Below are 17,622 nucleotides of genomic sequence, written 5' to 3'. Positions count from 1 at the left end.
CCCGCAATGTAGCACTATAATGGACTGCTACAGAGAGCCATATTGTTGCCAAAAAAGCAGACCATAAATGCCGCGCTATCAGCACATCGCCCGTCAGTTAAAAAACGCAATTGAGAAAGGTGAACTCAAACCCGGAACCCGATTGCCATCAAGTCGGACCTGGGCCCAGGAATTGGGTGTGTCACGCTCGACGGTGGAAAATGCCTACGCCGAGCTGGTGGCGCAGGGCTGGCTTGCGCGACGTGGGCAGGCCGGAACATTTGTCAGTGAGCAACTGCGACCCGAAAGGGCGCCTGCGTCTCCCGCGATCTTCGCCGGAGAAAACCCCAGACCGCACCCTTTTCAAATGGGATTACCCGCACTCGATCTCTTCCCGCGTGACGTCTGGGCGCGGGTGATGGGACGGCGTTTACGCACCCAAACGCGTTTTGACCTTGCGGTGGGAGATGTTTGCGGCGAACGCGCGTTACGTCAGGCGATTGTGGATTACCTGCGCGTTTCACGCAGCATTGAGTGCCAGCCGGAGCAGATTTTTATTACGTCAGGCTACGCGGCATCAGTGACGTTAATTCTGCGCGCCCTGTCTCAACCCGGTGAGGGAATGTGGGTCGAAGATCCCGGCTTTCCGTTGATTCGGCCCGTGGTGGCTCAGGAACGCATTGAGCTGATGCCGGTGGCGGTTGATGCTGATGGTCTGGATGTCTGCGCCGGGATCCGCGACTTTCCACAGGCGCGTTTTGTCATGCTCACCCCCGCACACCAAAGTCCGCTGGGCGTGGCTCTGTCATTAGATCGCCGTCATCGGTTGCTGGAGTGGGCGACTCGCGAACAGGCGTGGATTATTGAAGATGATTACGACAGTGAATTTCGCTACCACGGTAAACCGTTGCCGCCGCTTAAAAGTCTGGATGCGCCCCAGCGGGTGATTTATGCCGGCACGTTCAGCAAATCGATGTTTCCGGCGTTGCGCACGGCATGGCTGGTGGTACCCCTGACCCAGGTTGAACGTTTTCGCCAGCAGGCGTCGCTAACGGCCTGTAGCGTTCCGGTTTTATGGCAGCAAACGCTGGCAGATTTTATGCAAGACGGTCATTTCTGGCGGCACTTAAAACGCATGCGCCAGCATTATGCCGAGCGGCGTCAATGGATGGAAAACGCCCTGACCGAACAAGGATTTAATGTCATTCCTCAGGAAGGGGGGATCCAACTGGTGATGACCGTAGACGGCGATGATGTTGCGCTAGTGTGCAAAGCGAATCAGGCCGGGCTGGCGGTTCAGGCCTTAAGCCGTTGGCGAATGACTTCAGCAGGAAAAGGGGGGATCTTGCTGTCATTTACCAACATCAGCTCGGTTGCAATGGCGCAGCAGGCGGCAAATCAACTGCGGCTGGCACTGACATAAATCTGTACGGTTCTTACGATATTCGTCCCACCCTGGCCACGCGTTTATGGACTTTTCTGAAAGCGTTGCTAATGCTGAATCAGGTAAGGTAAGCCCGCAGTAAAAGATAACGAGGAAAATAATATGTATTTACGACCTGATGAGGTGGCGCGCGTACTTGAAAAAGTGGGCTTTACCGTTGATGTAGTCACACAGAAAACATACGGTTATCGACGTGGTGAGAATTATGTATACGTTAACCGTGAAGCACGTATGGGACGTACCGCATTAATTATCCATCCCACGCTAAAAGAGCGCAGCTCTTCGCTGGCAGAACCCGCGACGGATATTAAAACCTGCGATCACTATCAGCAATTCCCACTGTATTTAGCCGGCGATACTCACGAACATTATGGTATTCCACACGGCTTTAGCTCGCGTATCGCGCTGGAACGTTATCTGAGTGGGTTGTTTGGCGACGTGAGTTCAAACTGATAACGCGACTGGCAGCGCCAGTCGCGATGAGATGTTTTTTACGCTTTAGCCTGGTGGTAGCTGCTGACCTTAAACAGGCGGCGGCAATAATCAAGGAAGTAGCCATACACTGCACCCATCAGCATTGAGACCACGATGTTGGAGCTTACCGCAGCTGTGATCTGGTGCCAGTCTGCGCCAACCGTCAGCAGAATAATCACATATACCGGTGACTGGAAGGTGACATAGGCCAGCACATCCGCCAGGTTTTTCCCCCATCCTGCCTGCGTGGCTTTGCGTGCCGCGCGCATAAACAAATCGCGGTACATACCGTATGGCCAGGCGATCAGGATGTTGACGGGGATAGCGACCAGTCTGGAGTACAGTGACTGTTCGAAACTCATTCCTGAAAGGAATATCTCGATCAACATGTTCACGACAGAACAATAAACAACCATCGCGAACGTGTCTGCTACTGCATGACGCAAGCGTGACTGCGGAGAGAACATGTTAATGCTCCTTGTAAAAAGGGGGAAAAAGGTTTTCAATGCCTTCTTGCTAGTGATTTGTCTTGCTGCTTTCGCGTTTGAGTAGGATATCTGCCTGGATAATAACTATCAACTAGCTTAAAATTTTTATTTATTGCCTTTTTGTCGATAAAATGCTCTGCAGTGGTTTGTTTTTTGTTCGTTTTGGTATTTTCGTTGTCATGAAAATTAAAACCATTAAAAATCAATAGGTTGTTTTGACTTGTTTTTCTGAACTTTTTGCGCTCCTTTTTGAATGTTGACGAATATTGCGCATATCTACCGCAACGCCTGCGCGATGCCTGTATTGGTTTATCTGGTGCGGCAGCGAGATATCCAAAGTCTATTTATTCTGGTTGCTGGCCGAATATAAAATATCGCTGACTAAAGATCACCGTATGACAAGATAAATAATAATAGCGATTGTCGTTTTAATATCTTGCGACAAAAAAGAGACTGGAAAAAGAAAAAACACTCGCATACAATTTGCTTCGTAATACCTATTTCTGTTTTTGCGTTAAAGAGGTTTTATTAATATGAGTTCAATGTTAAAAAACTTAAATAATATTCGATCGCTACGGGTCATGGCGCGTGAATTATCCGTCGAGGTTCTGGACGATATGCTGGAAAAACTTCGGGTAGTCACCAAAGAACGACGTGACGAAGAAGAACTGCTGCAGCGCCAACGTGCAGAACAGCAGGAAAAAATTAATACACTGCTGGCGATGATGAGAGCTGATGGGATTGATCCTGAAGAACTGTTGAGCATGTCGGCGGCAACATCGCGTTCGGTTAAGAAACGTCAGCCGCGTCCGGCGAAATATCGTTTTACGGATACTAATGGTGAAACAAAAACATGGACAGGACAAGGCCGCACGCCAAAGCCGATTGCACAGGCGCTGGCTGCCGGTAAATCTCTCGATGATTTTTTGATCTAATATCAATGCGGTGAGGGGAACCTCACCGCTTATTTTCAGCAGACGCCGAAATCGCCTTCTTCAGAATATCGCGTGACATCAGCAACTTTTAGGGTGTATTTTTCGCCACTTTCATTGCTGGCTTGTACCGCCACAATTTGATCGTCATTGACTTCAACAACCTTCAGTTTTGGACCGCCCATACGCGGTTGAACCAGATCGCCAGGTTTAAACATATTGTTGCGCTCCTTTATTTATCATTTATCGCAGAACTCACCATAGATCACGTCAACCGGCGGGTACAGTGCTGTTTCAATGATTACTGCTTAATGAGTACGTCGGTTCCAGGGCATTTTGTCCAGCAGACGCGCCATGCCGCAAAAGCCGGTCACGCCAGCGAGAATCAGCCCGGCCCCGACAAAACCGCTGAGTAAGAAGAAGCCGCTGTTAACGGCGTAACCGAGAATGACGCCAAGCAAGGCAAGGCTACCTGCGGTTATTTGCACCTGACGCATCAGCGGTAACGGTTGTGAACTGTCTTTCGCCACCGGCAACCCTGCGGCTTTCCAGCCGTCAATTCCACCTTCCAGCAGCCAGACCTGCGCGGGCGCAGCAATGGCGCTCAGTTTTGTTGCCGCATTTTGTGTACGTTTGCCTGACTGGCAGTGAAAAATCACCTGCTCGGCGCGTAAATTCGCAGGCAGCGATCCCTGCTCAAGCGCGGGCAACGGTGCCAGATGAGCCTCAGGAATATGCTCGTGCAGATACTCGTCAGCGTCGCGGATATCAATCAGTTTTGCACCCTGTGCGACCAGTGTCTGCGCCTCGCGCGGGGAAATCGTCCCAATAGTCATGATGGCTCCTTATGGGCAATACAGTGTTTTTAATGTGGCGATCAGCGAATTCACGGCCGCATTTTTAATGGAGTAGAGGATGCGCTGGGCATCGCGCTGGCTTGCTATCAGACCTTCTTCACGCATACGCGCCAGATGCTGGGAAGTGGCGGAAGGGCTAAGGCCGGTAACACGGGCTAACTCGCCTGCGCTGGTACCGGGTGAACCGCAGAGCATGCACAAAATCAGCAACCGTTTCGGGTTACTCATCGCTTTAAGCAACGCGGCAGCCTGTTCCGCGCTGGCCTGGAGTTGTTCAAGTTCAGTCATATGTATTTAAGCATAATCTAAATTAAGTATATTCTAAAATAAATAACCAACGTACGCCAGCGTAAAGAGCGTAAAGGAGGGTAAAGCAGCCGCGGAATGCTGGCGGAGTTGGGTAGAATGGCTACTCTTAGAGATAAAATCTCTTTTTAAACAATGATTAATTTTTTGCTTGTAGGGAGTGTGTATGGGTTTCTGGAGAATCGTTTTTACTATTATTTTGCCTCCGCTCGGCGTGTTGCTGGGTAAAGGATTTGGTTGGGCGTTCATCCTCAATATCGTTCTGACGCTGCTGGGGTACATCCCTGGTCTGATCCACGCCTTCTGGATACAGACGCGTAACTAATTCCCCTTCTACAGCGGCGCTTTGGCGCCGTTTTCTTTGCGCCTCGTTCTCCTCTGCTACACTTTTGGGGTTGATTGTTAATTACCGAGGTGGATATGGGACTCTTCAATTTTGTAAAAGATGCGGGTGAAAAACTGTGGGATGCGGTCACTGGAAATCATGACACAGCCGATCTGGCAAAAAAAGTGCAGGAACATCTGAATAAAACCGGTATTCCGGATGCGGATAAAGTGGACGTCCAAATTAACGAAGGCAAAGCCACCGTTTCTGGTGATGGATTAAGTCAGGAAGCGAAAGAAAAAATCCTGATTGCGATTGGTAATATCTCTGGTATCGCCAGCGTCGATGATCAGGTTAAAACCTCTGCGCCCGCTAGCGAAAGCCAGTTTTATACCGTGAAATCAGGGGATACCCTGAGCGCGATTGCCAAACAGGTTTACGGTAACGCCAATCTGTATAATCAAATATTTGAAGCGAATAAACCAATGCTGAAAAGCCCGGATAAAATTTATCCCGGGCAGGTTTTACGTATTCCGGAGCAGTAATATTATTCAGGCTTATTCCGTCAGCAATTTACCGGACATCGCCTGTTGAATAATCGGAATCGGCGTCAGCAGGTGCTGGCGCATTAATTCGCTGGCGCGCGCGGCATCGCGTGCCAGAATAGCTTCGGTCAGTGTTTGGTGCTGATCGTGTTTGTCTTCCAGCATCTCCACCGACAGCACCGTTTTTCGCAGCCAGATAAACCGGTAGCGCGCCGCCAAATCGAACAGTCGTTCGCGCATTTGCAGTAAATATTGTGAACCGCAACCGGCGACAATCGCCGAGTGAAACGCCTGATGGCGCAGATCCCACTCGTCGAGCATCTGTTCACTGGCGTCAATAGCTTCAAGCTTACTAAGCATATGCGCGCGCGCCAGAATTTCAGCCTCCCAGGCGTCGCCGCCGCGTTCAATGGCCAGCGCGACCAGCATGGCTTCCATATTGGCGCGGGCATCGAAAATATCGAGCAACTCCTGCTCTGACATCGGGGCGACACGATACCCTTTCTGATTTACCACCGTCACCAACCGCTCGGCAACTAACTGCGAAAGCGCTTCGCGCAGTGGCCCAACGCCAAGATCATAACGCGAGGTCAGCAGGCTCATACGCAGTTTTTCATCAGGCTGATACACACCGCGGATGATATCGTTCTTCAGCCAGCGGTACCCATCAATGGCCGTCGGTTGGGAAATGGCGGTCATGGTCTTACTCCTGAATAAATGTCCCGGCCTGCGCCGGGATCAGATTTAATGCGTATTTTGCAATGGTGCTTTTTGCCACGATAGCAGTTTTTTCCAGCGCGACATAATGGGCACGGTGCAAATAATGCCTATGGCTAACAATCCGGTAGAGATAACTTCCAGCTGTTGTGCCGGGCGAAACAGCATCACCACCAGCACAAAGATAATAAACGCGATCACCAGCCAGGTAAGCCACGGATAGAGCCACATTTTCAGTTTAATTTCGCCGCCTCGCGCCAGCAGGATTTTGCGCATCCGCAGTTGAGAAACGGCAATGACCAGATAGACCAGCAGTGCGATGGCACCGGAACTGTCGATCAGGAATTTAAACACCTTGGCCGGGGCGTAATAGTTGACGATAACGGTGAGGAATGCCGCCCCGGTAGACAGCAACACCGCCACATAAGGCGTTTTACTGCGGTTCGTTTTCCCCATAAAAGCGGGGGCATCGCCACGGCGGCTCAGGGAGTAGAGCATACGCGAGGACGTATACAGCGCGGAGTTGAGACAGCTAGTCACCGACAGCAAAATGACGCAATCCATGATCAGTTTCGCGTGTGGGATATGCAGTAGCTCCAGTACCGAGCGGTAAGAACCGACTTCTTTCAGTCCCGGCATGTTCCACGGGATCAGCGCCACCACCACAAAAATAGAGCACAGATAGAAGATGGAGATACGCCAGATAACCGAGTTGGTGGCGCGAACGATATGTTTATCCGGGGTATCGGATTCGGCGGCGGCGATGGTAACTATCTCTGCGCCCATAAAGGAGAACATGGTGATTAACATTGCGCTGATCACGGCGCCAAAACCGTTGGGCATAAAGCCGCCCTGATCCCACAGGCGCGAAACCCCGCTGACCTCAGCGTAGGGATAGAAGCCGCTAATCGCCGCTGCGCCGAGGGTAATAAACGCCAGAATGGCAACCACTTTGCACAGCGCCAGCCAGAACTCGAACTCACCGTAATTTTTGACGCTCAGCAAATTACTGCCGGTTAATGCCAGCGTGATAACCAAAGAAAACAGCCAGATGGGGATGCCAGGCACCCAGGAGTGCAGAATGATGGCGGCGATATTCGCTTCCAGTGGGATAACCAACACCCAGAACCACCAGTACAACCAGCCGATGGTGTAACCCGCCCAAGGGCCGATGGCCTTATCGGCGTAGGTGGAAAAAGAACCGGTATCCGGTGTGGCGACGGCCATTTCGGCCAACATGCGCATAATCATCACCACCAGCAATCCGGCGAACAGATAGGCTAATAATACTGCGGGACCGGCTTCTGCAATCGCCACGCTTGAACCGACAAACAGACTTGCGCCGATTACCCCGGCAATAGACAGCATGGTGACGTGGCGTGATTTCAGCCCGCCCCCTAAATCATGTGATTGTGACAGTTGCCCCATCTTCTTACCCCGTTATTGTTTTTGGCCTGTTTGCCGGATGGCGCTTCGCTTATCCGGCAAACAGGTGGTACTTTTTGTAGGCCGGATAGGACGCTTTTGCGTCGCTATCCGGCACGGGTGCCTGCGTTTTAACCTTGCTTAGCTTCATCAAAGCATTGAGCGATAATGTCCAGCCCTTGACGGATTTGCGCATCTTCAATGGTGAGTGGGACAAGTATGCGCAGCACGTTGTAGTAAGGCCCGCAGGAGAGCAGGATCAGCCCTTTATCTCGCGCACGTGCGACAATTTCGGCGGTCAGTTTGGCGTCTGGTTTCGTATGGTCGCCATCTTCGAACAGTTCGATAGCAATCATCGCACCCAGCCCGCGTACGTCGCCAATCTCGCGGTGGGTTTCCGCGATAGCCAACAGGCCTTCACGCAGGGTTTGCCCCAGTTCGTTGGCTTTTTGCAGCAAATTTTCCTGCTCGAAAATGTTTAGTACCGCCAGCGCAGCGGCACAGGCAATTGGGTTACCGGCATAGGTACCGCCCAGACCGCCCGGTGGAATAGCGTCCATGACGTCGGCGCGTCCGGTCACGCCGGCCAGTGGGAAGCCTCCGGCGATGGATTTAGCGAAGGTGGTGAGATCGGGCGCAACGCCCATCTGCTCCATGGCAAACAACGTACCGGTACGACCCGCGCCGCTCTGTACTTCATCGGCAATCAGCATGATCCCGTGTTCGTCACAAATGGCGCGCAGGCGCTGCATAAAGGCCGGCGAGGCGGCGTAAAAACCCCCCTCGCCCTGAACGGGTTCAATCACGATGGCGGCAACGTCTTCCGGCGCGGCATCGTTTTTGAAGATGCGATGAATGCTGGCGATAGCATCGTCGTCACTGATGCCGTGCAGCGGGCACGGGTAAAGCGCGCGATACACGTGGCCCGGCATCAGTCCCATTCCGGCAGAGTATGGGTTCACTTTCCCTGTCAGCGACAGGGTGTAGTGGGTACGGCCGTGGTAAGCACCGCTAAAGGCGATGGTCCCGGTACGTTTGGTGGCGGCGCGAGCGATTTTTACCGCGTTTTCCACCGCTTCGGAGCCGGTGGTGACTAGCAGTGTTTTCTTGGCGAAATCACCCGGCACTTTCTTGTTCATGATTTCGCACAGCTCCAGGTATGGCTCATAGGCCAGTACCTGGAAACAGGTATGGGACAGCTTTTTCAACTGCGCTTCTACCGCAGAGACAATCTGCGGATGCAGGTGCCCGGTATTCAACACTGCAATACCTCCGGCAAAATCGAGGAATTCACGGCCTTCAACGTCCCAGACCCGACAGTTTTCTGCACGCTCGGCGAAAATTGGATGGATCTGGCCTACGCCACGGGGAACGGCGTTGCTGCGACGTTGCATGAGTTCTTTGTTGGTGCTCATCAGGTGTTCTCCAGTATTTATTTTATTAAAGGCCGATACACATATATTTGATTTCTAAGTAGTCTTCGATGCCGTACTTTGATCCTTCACGGCCAAGACCGGAGGCTTTGATTCCCCCAAACGGGGCGACTTCGTTGGAGATAATGCCGGTGTTAATCCCGACGATGCCGTACTCCAGCGCTTCGCCAACGCGGAAGACGCGGCTCAAATCACGGGCGTAGAAATAGGCGGCCAGACCAAACTCGGTGTCGTTGGCCTGAGCGATGACGTCGGCTTCGTCTTTAAAACGAAACAGCGGCGCCAGTGGGCCAAACGTCTCTTCTTTGGCGACCTTCGCGTTGTCAGGCACATCTACCAGAATGGTGGGCTGGAAGAAGTTACCGCCGAGCGCATGAGGTTTACCGCCCGCGATAATGCGCGCGCCTTTATCCAGAGCATCGGCGATGTGTTCCTGCACTTTGGCAACCGCTTTATCGTCGATCAGCGGTCCGGTAGTGACCTCTGGTTGCAGACCATCGCCGAGATGCAGTTTGCTCACCGCCTGCTGAAGTTTTTCGGCAAAACGCTCATACACGCCGTCCTGAACGTACAGGCGGTTGGCGCAGACGCAGGTTTGCCCGGCGTTACGGAATTTCGAGGCCAGCGCACCTTCCACGGCTTTATCAAGATCGGCATCGTCAAAGACGATAAACGGCGCATTGCCGCCCAGTTCCAGCGATACCTTTTTGATGTCTTTGGCGCACTGCTGCATTAACTGACGGCCAATTTCGGTTGAGCCGGTAAACGACAGCTTGCGTACCAGCGGGTTGCCAGTCAGCTCATTACCGACCGCGCTCGCAGAACCGGTCACCACGCTGAAAACACCTGCCGGGATCCCGGCGCGATTAGCCAGCTCTGCCAGCGCCAGCGCGGAGAATGGCGTCTGGCTGGCGGGTTTAAGCACCATCGTGCAACCTGCCGCCAGCGCCGGACCGGCTTTACGGGTGATCATCGCTGAGGGAAAGTTCCACGGCGTAATCGCGGCGGTAACGCCGATCGGCTGTTTGATGACGATCAGGCGTTTGTCGGCCTGATGGCCAGGGATCGTATCGCCATAAATGCGTTTGCCCTCTTCGGCAAACCACTCAATAAAGGAAGCGGCGTAGGTGATTTCGCCTTTGGCCTCCGCCAGCGGTTTACCCTGTTCCAGGGTCATCAGGCGGGCGAGATCGTCCTGATGTTCAATCATCAGGTTGAACCAGCGGCGCAGGATGTTGGCCCGCTCTTTGGCGGTTAGCGCCCGCCACGCGGGCAGGGCGCGATTCGCGGCGTTAATCGCTTCGCGGGTTTCATCCGCCCCCATTTTCGGTACGCTACCTAATTTCTGACCGTTGGCGGGGTTGGTCACCGCGAGGGTCTCGCCGCTGTTGGCGTCACGCCAGTGGCCGTCGATCAGTGCCTGCTGGCGAAACAAGGTGGGATCGTTAAGTTGCATAATTGCTTCCTGTCTTAAAAAGGTTAACGGGTGAATGCGGCGTGTAATGTCTCCACGCTACGTGCCGCACGCAGCGTGCGTCCGGGATTACTCTGGTTCTCCAGCAGCGCATGAACTTTGCTGACAATATGTGCACCGATAGGGATTGCCGATGTTGCCGCCGGAGAAGGCGCGTTACAGGTGTGAATTGAGCGTGGCGTGGTGACAAACAGGAAATCGTCAATTAGCTTGCCATCAGGTGATACCGCCTGTGCCCGCACGCCCGCAGGCCACGGTTGCAGATCGTTAAGCGTCAGGCTCGGGCAATACTTTTGCACCAGCCGCAAATATCCGCTTTTGCACAGCGAGTTCTTCATTTCGCCAAGCCCGGATCGCAGGTTGTTTTGCAGCACGCGGCGAATACCAGAAGAGCCGAGGATCTCCAGCGTATCGCTGAGCGAGAAGTCACGCTTACGGTAGCCTTCACGTTTAAATGCCAGCACGGCGTTGGGGCCGACCGTGACGCTGCCGTCAATCATCCGGGTGAGATGTACACCAAGGAATGGCATTGCCGGGTCGGGGATCGGGTAGATCAGATGATTGACTATCTGGTTATGTTCTGACGCCAGGCGGAAATATTCGCCGCGGAACGGGCAGATAATGAATCCGGGGTCGATGCCAAGCATTTTCACCAGCCGATCGGCCATCAGGCCTGAGCAGGTAATCAGCGTCGCGCCCTCATATTCCTGGCCCTGACGGGTATGGACAATCACGCCCGTCGCATGCTCTTTCAGCGCGCTGACTTCGGCGTTATAAACAATCTCGCCACCTTTGGCCTGGAAAATCTTCGCCATCGCGGCGGTGACTCCGCGGTAGCTGACGATCCCGCTCGACGGGACAAAAATCCCGCCCAGCCCGGTAATGTTTGGCTCACGCTCATGCAATTCTTCGGCGTTTAACCACTCGCGCTCTAAACCGTTAGCGGCAGTGCGATCCCATAACGCGCGCATCCGCTCCATTTCCAGCTCTGAGGTGGCGACCAGCATCTTTCCGCAGACGTCATAGCGGATGCCGTTTTGGTCGCAAAAGGCTTTTGTGGCGCGATTTCCGGCCAGGCAAAACTGCGCCTTCAGGCTGCCGGGGGTGTAATAGACCCCGGCATGAATGACACCGCTGTTGTGGCCCGTCTGGTGGCAGGCCGGGCCGGACTCTTTTTCCAGTAGCGCGATTCTGGCGTCCGGATAGACATCAATCAGTTGCATGGCGGTCGACATGCCGATAATGCCGCCGCCAATAATCACAAAATCATACATCCGCTTTTTTCCTTCGCGCTTACTGATGAGTCTGGTAGTGGTTTGTCGCGTAAGCGAAATAGCCACGCTGGCGCATCAGTTCGCGGCGCAGGTCTGGGTGCGAGGTGAAACGATCGCGACCGTGCAGCCAGAACAGGTTGTTGATCAACAGGAATTTACCCACTGAAACCGGTACGGAAATAATACTTTTGCTGGTTTCCAGCGCGTCGGACAGGTCGCTCAGCCAGACGCCTTCTTCATAGTCTTTTGGCTGGACGAACTGGTCGATGTAGCGCATCACCGGACGACCCTGCTGGTCAACGTCAAATACCGGATGGAACACGTCCTGGCTCACGTTTTTGCTTGGCGGCGCGGCAAAGCGCATGGGGCGACGCGCCAGCGGGTGGGTAAAGTACTGATCCAGATGTTCCCAGTCGTCAAGGTGCAGCAGCAGCGAGTTACCGCCGGTCATGTTCTGCTCGTCAATCTTCATCATCAGCACATAGTCGGTGATCTCTTCGAGGTAGGTTCCGTCGTTGTGTAGCTCCATAACACGGTGCGGCTGGCGCAAATAGCTGTCTGAGTTATCAACGTTTTTTACCACGAAGCGCGCATAGTACTGACCGCTCATCGCATCAAAATTGGAGCGTCCGATAAGATGCGCTACCGCCGTGGCCAGCTTGACCATCTCTTCTGCCTGCGCCACATCATCCACGCCCACGGCATTGATCAGCAGTGCGCCTTCGGCACGATCGAGCAACGTTTTCAGCAACAGAGGCTGCAACTGATTGCCGCACAGGTCATCGAGGATTTTGCCGACTTTGAAGCGCAAGAAAGATTTGTATTCCAGCGCCTGCACCGGCCACTGCGCGACGGCCTGCAGAAATTGCTCAGTGGTCTCAGCGGAAAAAGTCAGCTCCAGCAGGCGTGGGGACTGGGCTGAAGGTTTCAGCGTGAAACCGCTGTAGTGCTGGGCTGGATCTTCAGCGTTCGGTTTTACGGCAGTCAGTGCGTTCATCAAATCGTTCCTCTCAGTAGATTGTCAGGGAGATATGGCGCAGCTCGTTTCGTAGCCATAAATTAAAAATATCTACATTTTTGAAAAACGCGCACAGAATGAGCTTATTTGTTTATTATTTGTGATCAAAAGCAACAAATATTTAACATTATAAAGAGTGAGGTTAAATGAAAAACGCGGGAGATAAACTGGAGAATGTTATTTAGAAACAGAAGATTAATAATACTGCCGCTGCAGGGGCACAGCGGCAGTAAAAATGTTAGTAACCGACTTTATAAATACGTCCGGTTTGAATGCCTTCCACGCTGCGGCGGTAAGCGTTGGCCACAGTTGCCGCTGGCACGCTTTCAAAGCCTGGGAAGAATCCATCGTAGGCTTCAGCAGATTCACTCAGTACGGTCGGGCTTATCAGGTTAATACGCTGACCACGTTCCAGCTCACAGGCAGCCGCGCGCACAAATCCTTCCAGCCCGGCATTGATCGTTGCCGCATTTGCCCCCTGGGCAATGGGCTCATGGGCGATAATGCCGCTGATAAGCGTAATGGAACCGCCATCATTCAGGTAATGTTGCCCGGTTAAGGCCAGACGCACCTGGCCTAACAACTTATCCTGCAGGCCCTGATTAAATTCACTGTCGGTCATCGTTGATAGCGGGCCAAAGAACAGATTGCCGGTGGCGGAAACAATCGCATCCACGCGTCCTGTTTTTTCAAATAGCGCCTGTACGCTCTCTTGTGAGGTGATATCGACCTGATAATCACCCTGCGTGCGGCCCACGCGGATAACCTCATGTTTACGGCTCAACGTCTCTGTGACTGCACGACCCACTGTACCGCTGGCACCAATAATGACGATTTTCATAACCACCTCCGCAATAGTGTGAGCCGCTATTCTTTAATGAAAATGAAATCAGATAAACTGGCTAAAAGTTAGATGATTACTAACCAGAGGTTTGCAATATGGATAAGCTGCGCAGCATGGAAACGTTTATCGCGGTGGTGGAAAGTGGAAGCTTTACCGGTGCGGCAACGCGACTGGAGATATCTGCGGTGATGGTGGGGAAATATATCGCCCTGCTGGAAGCGCAGCTCGGTACGCGTCTGCTGGAACGTAACACACGCCGTCAGAGTCTGACCGACGCCGGGCGCGTCTATTTTGAAGAAGCCCGTCGCGTGCTGGAGCAGGTATCGATAGCCGAACGTTCGGTAGAGCGTCTGCGGCTGGCACCAGCAGGGACGCTACGCATAAGCGCGCCCACGTCTTTTGGCGCCTGTGTTATCTCGCCGCTGGCCGCGGGTTTTTTGCAAACCTGGCCAGAGGTACGCATTGAGTTAGATCTGACTAACCGAATGGTGGATCTGGTCGATGAAGGGGTCGATCTGGCGATACGTATTGGTGATATTCATCAGACGGATGTGGTGGCGAAATATCTGTGTCCGTACCGTATGGCCATCTGTGCGTCGCCGGACTATCTTGCCCGATACGGCACTCCTCGAACGCCCGTGGATCTGGTGGATCATCTGTGTTTGTCGCATACCGTGTGGACGGCACGTAATGAATGGAAACTGCCGGGTGTGGCGGGTGAGGTCAGGTGGAAACGTGATGCGATTCTACGCTGTAATGATGGCCACGGCCTGCGTATGGCGGCGGTAGCGGGAGCCGGGCTGCTGTTACAACCAGAGGTTTTATTGGCAGAAGAGCTCGCGAATGGTCGGCTGGTCCGGGTGCTGGAGGGGTTTACGCCAGAGCCGCGGCCAATTCATTTGTTGTGGCGCCAGGATTTGCGTCCACTGCCCAAGCTGACGCAGTTTGTTGAACATGTGCTGGAAGGAACGCTGGGGCTGCGCGGAAAATAAAAATGCCGGATGGCGTTGCGCTTATCCGGCCTACAACCGAGCCAAATTGTAGGCCGGATAGGGCGCAATAGCGCCGCCATCCGGCAATTTGTTAGCCGATGTCCACCTGCGGCTTATTGTTGTGTTTGCGGATCAGGCGCAGTACTGGCGGGATAACGATAACCATGACCGCCATCACCAGCAGGACTTTCGCCACGCCGCTGGCCCACAGAATATCCATGCTGCCATTACTGATGGACAGGGCGCGACGCAGGTTCTGCTCCAGCATTTCCCCGAGCACAAATCCGAGAATTAACGGAGACATCGGGAAGTGCATTTTACGCAAAATGTATCCCAGTACGCCGAGACCGACCATCAGTACCAGATCAAAGGTCGTACTGTGGACGGCATACACGCCGACCGCCGAAACCGCCGCAATGGCCGGAACCAGGAACCACAGCGGAATGGTCAGCATGCGGGTGAACAGACCGATTAACGGAATGTTCATCACCAGCAGCATCACGTTGGCAATCAGCAGCGCCGCAATCAGTCCCCAGACGATATCCGGTTGTTCGGTGAACATTGCCGGGCCTGGCGTGATGTTGTACAGCGTCAGCGCACCCATCATTACCGCCGTGGTGCCCGAACCTGGTACGCCGAGCGTCAGCATTGGGATAAACGAGCCACAGGCCGAGGCATTGTTGGCCGCCTCAGGTGCGGCAACACCACGAATGTCCCCCTTCCCAAAGCTGTCGCTGTTACCGCTGAGCTTCTTCTCGGTCATGTAGGTGATAGCACTGGCGATGGTGGCCCCGGCGCCGGGCAGGACGCCGACGAAAAAGCCAATCACCGATGAGCGCAGCGTTGTGCCTACGCACTGCATACCTTCTTTGGCATTGAACAGCATACGGCCCGTTTTACGTACCAGCGTTTGGCCACTGCTGGTATGTTCCAGCATTAATAATATTTCTGAGACAGAGAACAGCCCAATCACTACCACGATAAATTGCACACCGTCGGAGAGATGAACACTGTCAAAGGTGAAGCGATAAACCCCGGTGTTGGCGTCTACGCCGACGGTCGCGAGTCCGAGACCGATAAGCGCTGCCAGAAATGATTTCAGTGGGTTCTGCGCCATCATGCTGCCGAGACAGGCAATGGCGAAGACCATTAAGGCAAAGTATTCTGCAGGACCGAATGACAGCGACCATTGTGCTAACGCCGGGGCAAACAGAATGATGCCGCCGATAGCGATAAGCGAACCGAAGAAAGAACTGACCGCTGAGATAGAAAGCGCCACGCCGCCGCGTCCCTGTTGGGCCATTGGATAGCCGTCAAGGGCGGTCATAATGGCTGCCGCATCGCCAGGAACATTGAGCAGGATAGAGGAGATGCGCCCGCCGTACTCGCAGCCGATATAAACAGTCGCCAACAGGATCAGCGCAGATTCCGCAGGGAGATGCAAAGCGAAGGCCAGCGGCAGCAGGATCGCCACGCCATTGATCGGCCCCAGGCCAGGCAGCAACCCAACGATGGTGCCGACAAAGCAGCCGATCAAGGCAATAACCAGGTTTTCCGGCGTCATCGCCACTGCGAAACCCTGAGAAAGATAAATCCAGGTATCCATCGTTTCTCCGTTAACCCAGCCAGGCGCCGAGTGGTAAGGTGACGTCAAGCAGTCGGTCGAAGGCGTACCACAACAGAATGCCGAGAACCGAACCGGAAATGCCCGCTGCCGGGATGGTTGCGCCGAACAGCATGCCAATCACCACGGTGAGAATGGCAGTGGCAATGGGAAAGCCCAACCATTCAAACCCCCAGGCGTACATCAGCAGCACAATCACCATCGTGAGCAACTTTTTCAGCACGTGGCGGCGAGGCCAACTGATGGTGTCCGGGTGGCGCAACAGCAGCGCGACGGCACACAAGAGCATCAAGCTAATAATGCCAAGCGGAAAGGGACGCGGCCCAACGGGTTCATAGCTGTATTCGCTGCTGATTTGCCAGGCCACGAACAGCCCGGCTATACAGAGCAACAGCCAGATACCCGCGAAAATACGATCGCTCATCATCTTTGCCCCCGGGCTTATTTCGCCAGACCGAAGGCTTTTGCCTGCTCACGATAATCAGTGACCTGTTTCTTCACGTAGTCATCGAGTTGCTTACCGCTCATGTTGAACTCGAACAGGCCACGCAGATCACGCTGCTTTTTAAATTCGTCGGTCTGTTGGAGCTTATTAAAGGCATCAACCCACCACTGGTAATCCGCATCGCTCACTTTTGGCCCAACGTAGAAGCCACGAATAATCGGCCAAACAAGGTCATAGCCCTGCTCTTTGGCGGTAGGGACATTGGCTAACTGGCCCGGCAGACGTTCATCAGAGAACACCGCGAGCACGCGGATCTTGTCGCCGCTGAGATAGGGCACCATTTCACTGAGATCGCCGGAAACCACCTGGACGTGATTGCCCATCAACGCGGTCACCGGTTCGCCACCCCCCTCAAAGGCGACGTAGCGCATTTTGTGCGGATCAACGTTGGCTTTTTGCGCCAGCAGCGCCGACTTCATCCAGTCCTGGCTACCGATAGAAGCACCCGCGCCAATCACCACGCTGTTGGGATCTTTCTCCATGGAAGTCAGCAGGTCTTTCAGCGTCTTCCAGGGGGAATCACTACGCACGGCAATCATGCCGTAGTCAGTGCCTACACTTGCCAGCCAACGCACGTCATCGACGCCATAGCGGCCGAATTTACCTTGCGACAGATTTAGCAGGGAGCCGCCGGAGAAGGCCACGACGGTTCCGGCTTCGGCAGGACGTTGCGCGACGATAGCGTTATAGGCCACGGCACCCACGCCACCGGGCATATAGGTCACGCGCATCGGTTTTTCGATGGCGCCAGTTTCCATCATGCTCACCTGAATCAGCTTACAGGTGAGGTCGAACCCACCGCCGGGTTTTGCCGGAGCAATGCATTCGGTGCGCGATGGCGCTTGTTCGGCTAAAGCAGAAGTACTCATCAATAAAATGCTTGCAGTAAGGGTACGAAGTAATTGTTTTTTCATTGTTTATCCTCACGCCGGAAAACCGGATTTTCGGGTACGGAAGAAGATTTTT

Annotated in this window: 20 protein-coding genes; 6 read left to right on the top strand and 14 right to left on the bottom strand. The window is 53.7% G+C overall.

From position 1 onward, the window contains the following. Positions 1-67 precede the first annotated feature (67 nt). On the top strand, positions 68-1,402 hold the full coding sequence (pdxR, locus tag SK32_RS14430; protein WP_048212998.1) for a MocR-like pyridoxine biosynthesis transcription factor PdxR: 1,335 nt from the start codon (positions 68-70) through the stop codon (positions 1,400-1,402). Between the two features lie 123 nt (positions 1,403-1,525). Further along, positions 1,526-1,876 carry a DUF2002 family protein gene (locus SK32_RS14425; RefSeq protein ID WP_048212997.1) on the top strand — a complete coding sequence of 117 codons (351 nt, stop codon included), beginning with the start codon at positions 1,526-1,528 and terminating at the stop codon, positions 1,874-1,876. A gap of 38 nt (positions 1,877-1,914) precedes the next feature. Here SK32_RS14425 and alaE read toward each other — a convergent pair whose 3' ends face one another. Further along, positions 1,915-2,364 carry an L-alanine exporter AlaE gene (alaE, locus tag SK32_RS14420; RefSeq protein WP_016154144.1) on the bottom strand — a complete coding sequence of 150 codons (450 nt, stop codon included), beginning with the start codon at positions 2,362-2,364 and terminating at the stop codon, positions 1,915-1,917. A 554-nt stretch (positions 2,365-2,918) separates the two neighbouring features. Between alaE and stpA the strand changes: the two genes are divergently transcribed. Beyond that, on the top strand, positions 2,919-3,320 hold the full coding sequence (stpA, locus tag SK32_RS14415; RefSeq protein WP_048212996.1) for a DNA-binding protein StpA: 402 nt from the start codon (positions 2,919-2,921) through the stop codon (positions 3,318-3,320). A 35-nt stretch (positions 3,321-3,355) separates the two neighbouring features. Here the strand turns inward: stpA and SK32_RS14410 are convergent, their stop codons facing one another. The 3 genes from SK32_RS14410 to SK32_RS14400 all read right to left on the bottom strand — a co-directional run bounded on the left by SK32_RS14410 (position 3,356) and on the right by SK32_RS14400 (position 4,462). Beyond that, on the bottom strand, positions 3,356-3,535 hold the full coding sequence (locus SK32_RS14410) for a hypothetical protein (protein ID WP_048212995.1): 180 nt from the start codon (positions 3,533-3,535) through the stop codon (positions 3,356-3,358). Between the two features lie 90 nt (positions 3,536-3,625). Continuing rightward, positions 3,626-4,153 carry a rhodanese family protein gene (locus SK32_RS14405; RefSeq protein WP_048212994.1) on the bottom strand — a complete coding sequence of 176 codons (528 nt, stop codon included), beginning with the start codon at positions 4,151-4,153 and terminating at the stop codon, positions 3,626-3,628. Positions 4,154-4,162: 9 nt separating this feature from the next. Next, positions 4,163-4,462 carry an ArsR/SmtB family transcription factor gene (locus SK32_RS14400; RefSeq protein WP_048212993.1) on the bottom strand — a complete coding sequence of 100 codons (300 nt, stop codon included), beginning with the start codon at positions 4,460-4,462 and terminating at the stop codon, positions 4,163-4,165. A gap of 184 nt (positions 4,463-4,646) precedes the next feature. On the opposite strand from SK32_RS14400, the gene SK32_RS24885 reads away from it, so the two are divergent. Both SK32_RS24885 and lysM read left to right on the top strand, forming a co-directional pair. Then, positions 4,647-4,805 carry a YqaE/Pmp3 family membrane protein gene (locus SK32_RS24885; protein WP_003037242.1) on the top strand — a complete coding sequence of 53 codons (159 nt, stop codon included), beginning with the start codon at positions 4,647-4,649 and terminating at the stop codon, positions 4,803-4,805. Between the two features lie 95 nt (positions 4,806-4,900). Next, positions 4,901-5,350: a peptidoglycan-binding protein LysM gene (gene lysM / locus SK32_RS14390; protein WP_003037241.1), complete on the top strand. Its 450-nt coding sequence runs from the start codon at positions 4,901-4,903 to the stop codon at positions 5,348-5,350. Positions 5,351-5,362: 12 nt separating this feature from the next. Here the strand turns inward: lysM and csiR are convergent, their stop codons facing one another. From csiR to SK32_RS14355, 7 genes are all read right to left on the bottom strand, one after another. Then, positions 5,363-6,049 carry a DNA-binding transcriptional regulator CsiR gene (gene csiR / locus SK32_RS14385; protein ID WP_048212992.1) on the bottom strand — a complete coding sequence of 229 codons (687 nt, stop codon included), beginning with the start codon at positions 6,047-6,049 and terminating at the stop codon, positions 5,363-5,365. A 45-nt stretch (positions 6,050-6,094) separates the two neighbouring features. Continuing rightward, positions 6,095-7,495, bottom strand: coding sequence for a GABA permease (gene gabP, locus SK32_RS14380; protein WP_048212991.1), 1,401 nt, complete (start codon positions 7,493-7,495; stop codon positions 6,095-6,097). Positions 7,496-7,623: 128 nt separating this feature from the next. After that, positions 7,624-8,907: a 4-aminobutyrate--2-oxoglutarate transaminase gene (gene gabT, locus SK32_RS14375; RefSeq protein ID WP_048212990.1), complete on the bottom strand. Its 1,284-nt coding sequence runs from the start codon at positions 8,905-8,907 to the stop codon at positions 7,624-7,626. A 25-nt stretch (positions 8,908-8,932) separates the two neighbouring features. Next, positions 8,933-10,381 (bottom strand): NADP-dependent succinate-semialdehyde dehydrogenase, encoded by a 1,449-nt coding sequence (gabD, locus tag SK32_RS14370; RefSeq protein WP_048212989.1) that lies wholly within the window; start codon positions 10,379-10,381, stop codon positions 8,933-8,935. 23 nt (positions 10,382-10,404) lie between these two features. Then, positions 10,405-11,673 (bottom strand): L-2-hydroxyglutarate oxidase, encoded by a 1,269-nt coding sequence (gene lhgO, locus SK32_RS14365; RefSeq protein WP_048212988.1) that lies wholly within the window; start codon positions 11,671-11,673, stop codon positions 10,405-10,407. Between the two features lie 19 nt (positions 11,674-11,692). Further along, the gene (gene glaH / locus SK32_RS14360; protein ID WP_048212987.1) at positions 11,693-12,670 is read right to left on the bottom strand and encodes a glutarate dioxygenase GlaH; all 978 of its coding nucleotides are present in this window, start codon (positions 12,668-12,670) and stop codon (positions 11,693-11,695) included. Positions 12,671-12,929: 259 nt separating this feature from the next. Continuing rightward, on the bottom strand, positions 12,930-13,532 hold the full coding sequence (locus SK32_RS14355; protein ID WP_048212986.1) for a short chain dehydrogenase: 603 nt from the start codon (positions 13,530-13,532) through the stop codon (positions 12,930-12,932). 98 nt (positions 13,533-13,630) lie between these two features. On the opposite strand from SK32_RS14355, the gene SK32_RS14350 reads away from it, so the two are divergent. Then, entirely contained in the window at positions 13,631-14,527 is an 897-nt protein-coding gene (locus SK32_RS14350; protein ID WP_048212985.1) for a LysR family transcriptional regulator, read from the top strand. Positions 14,528-14,618: 91 nt separating this feature from the next. Here the strand turns inward: SK32_RS14350 and SK32_RS14345 are convergent, their stop codons facing one another. From SK32_RS14345 to SK32_RS14335, 3 genes are read right to left on the bottom strand one after another with little or no spacing between them, the layout of a single operon-like run. After that, positions 14,619-16,133, bottom strand: coding sequence for a tripartite tricarboxylate transporter permease (locus tag SK32_RS14345; RefSeq protein WP_048212984.1), 1,515 nt, complete (start codon positions 16,131-16,133; stop codon positions 14,619-14,621). Positions 16,134-16,143: 10 nt separating this feature from the next. Continuing rightward, a complete protein-coding gene (locus SK32_RS14340) occupies positions 16,144-16,578 on the bottom strand; it encodes a tripartite tricarboxylate transporter TctB family protein (RefSeq protein WP_086523429.1) in 435 nt (144 codons plus the stop codon). Between the two features lie 14 nt (positions 16,579-16,592). Beyond that, entirely contained in the window at positions 16,593-17,570 is a 978-nt protein-coding gene (locus tag SK32_RS14335) for a Bug family tripartite tricarboxylate transporter substrate binding protein (RefSeq protein WP_048212983.1), read from the bottom strand. Positions 17,571-17,622 lie beyond the last annotated feature (52 nt).

Source organism: Citrobacter sp. MGH100 (assembly GCF_001034465.1).
In the GTDB taxonomy this organism is placed as follows: Bacteria; Pseudomonadota; Gammaproteobacteria; order Enterobacterales; family Enterobacteriaceae; genus Citrobacter; species Citrobacter youngae.
Note: the sequence above shows the minus strand (reverse complement) of the source record. Positions and strands in the feature narration are given on the sequence as shown.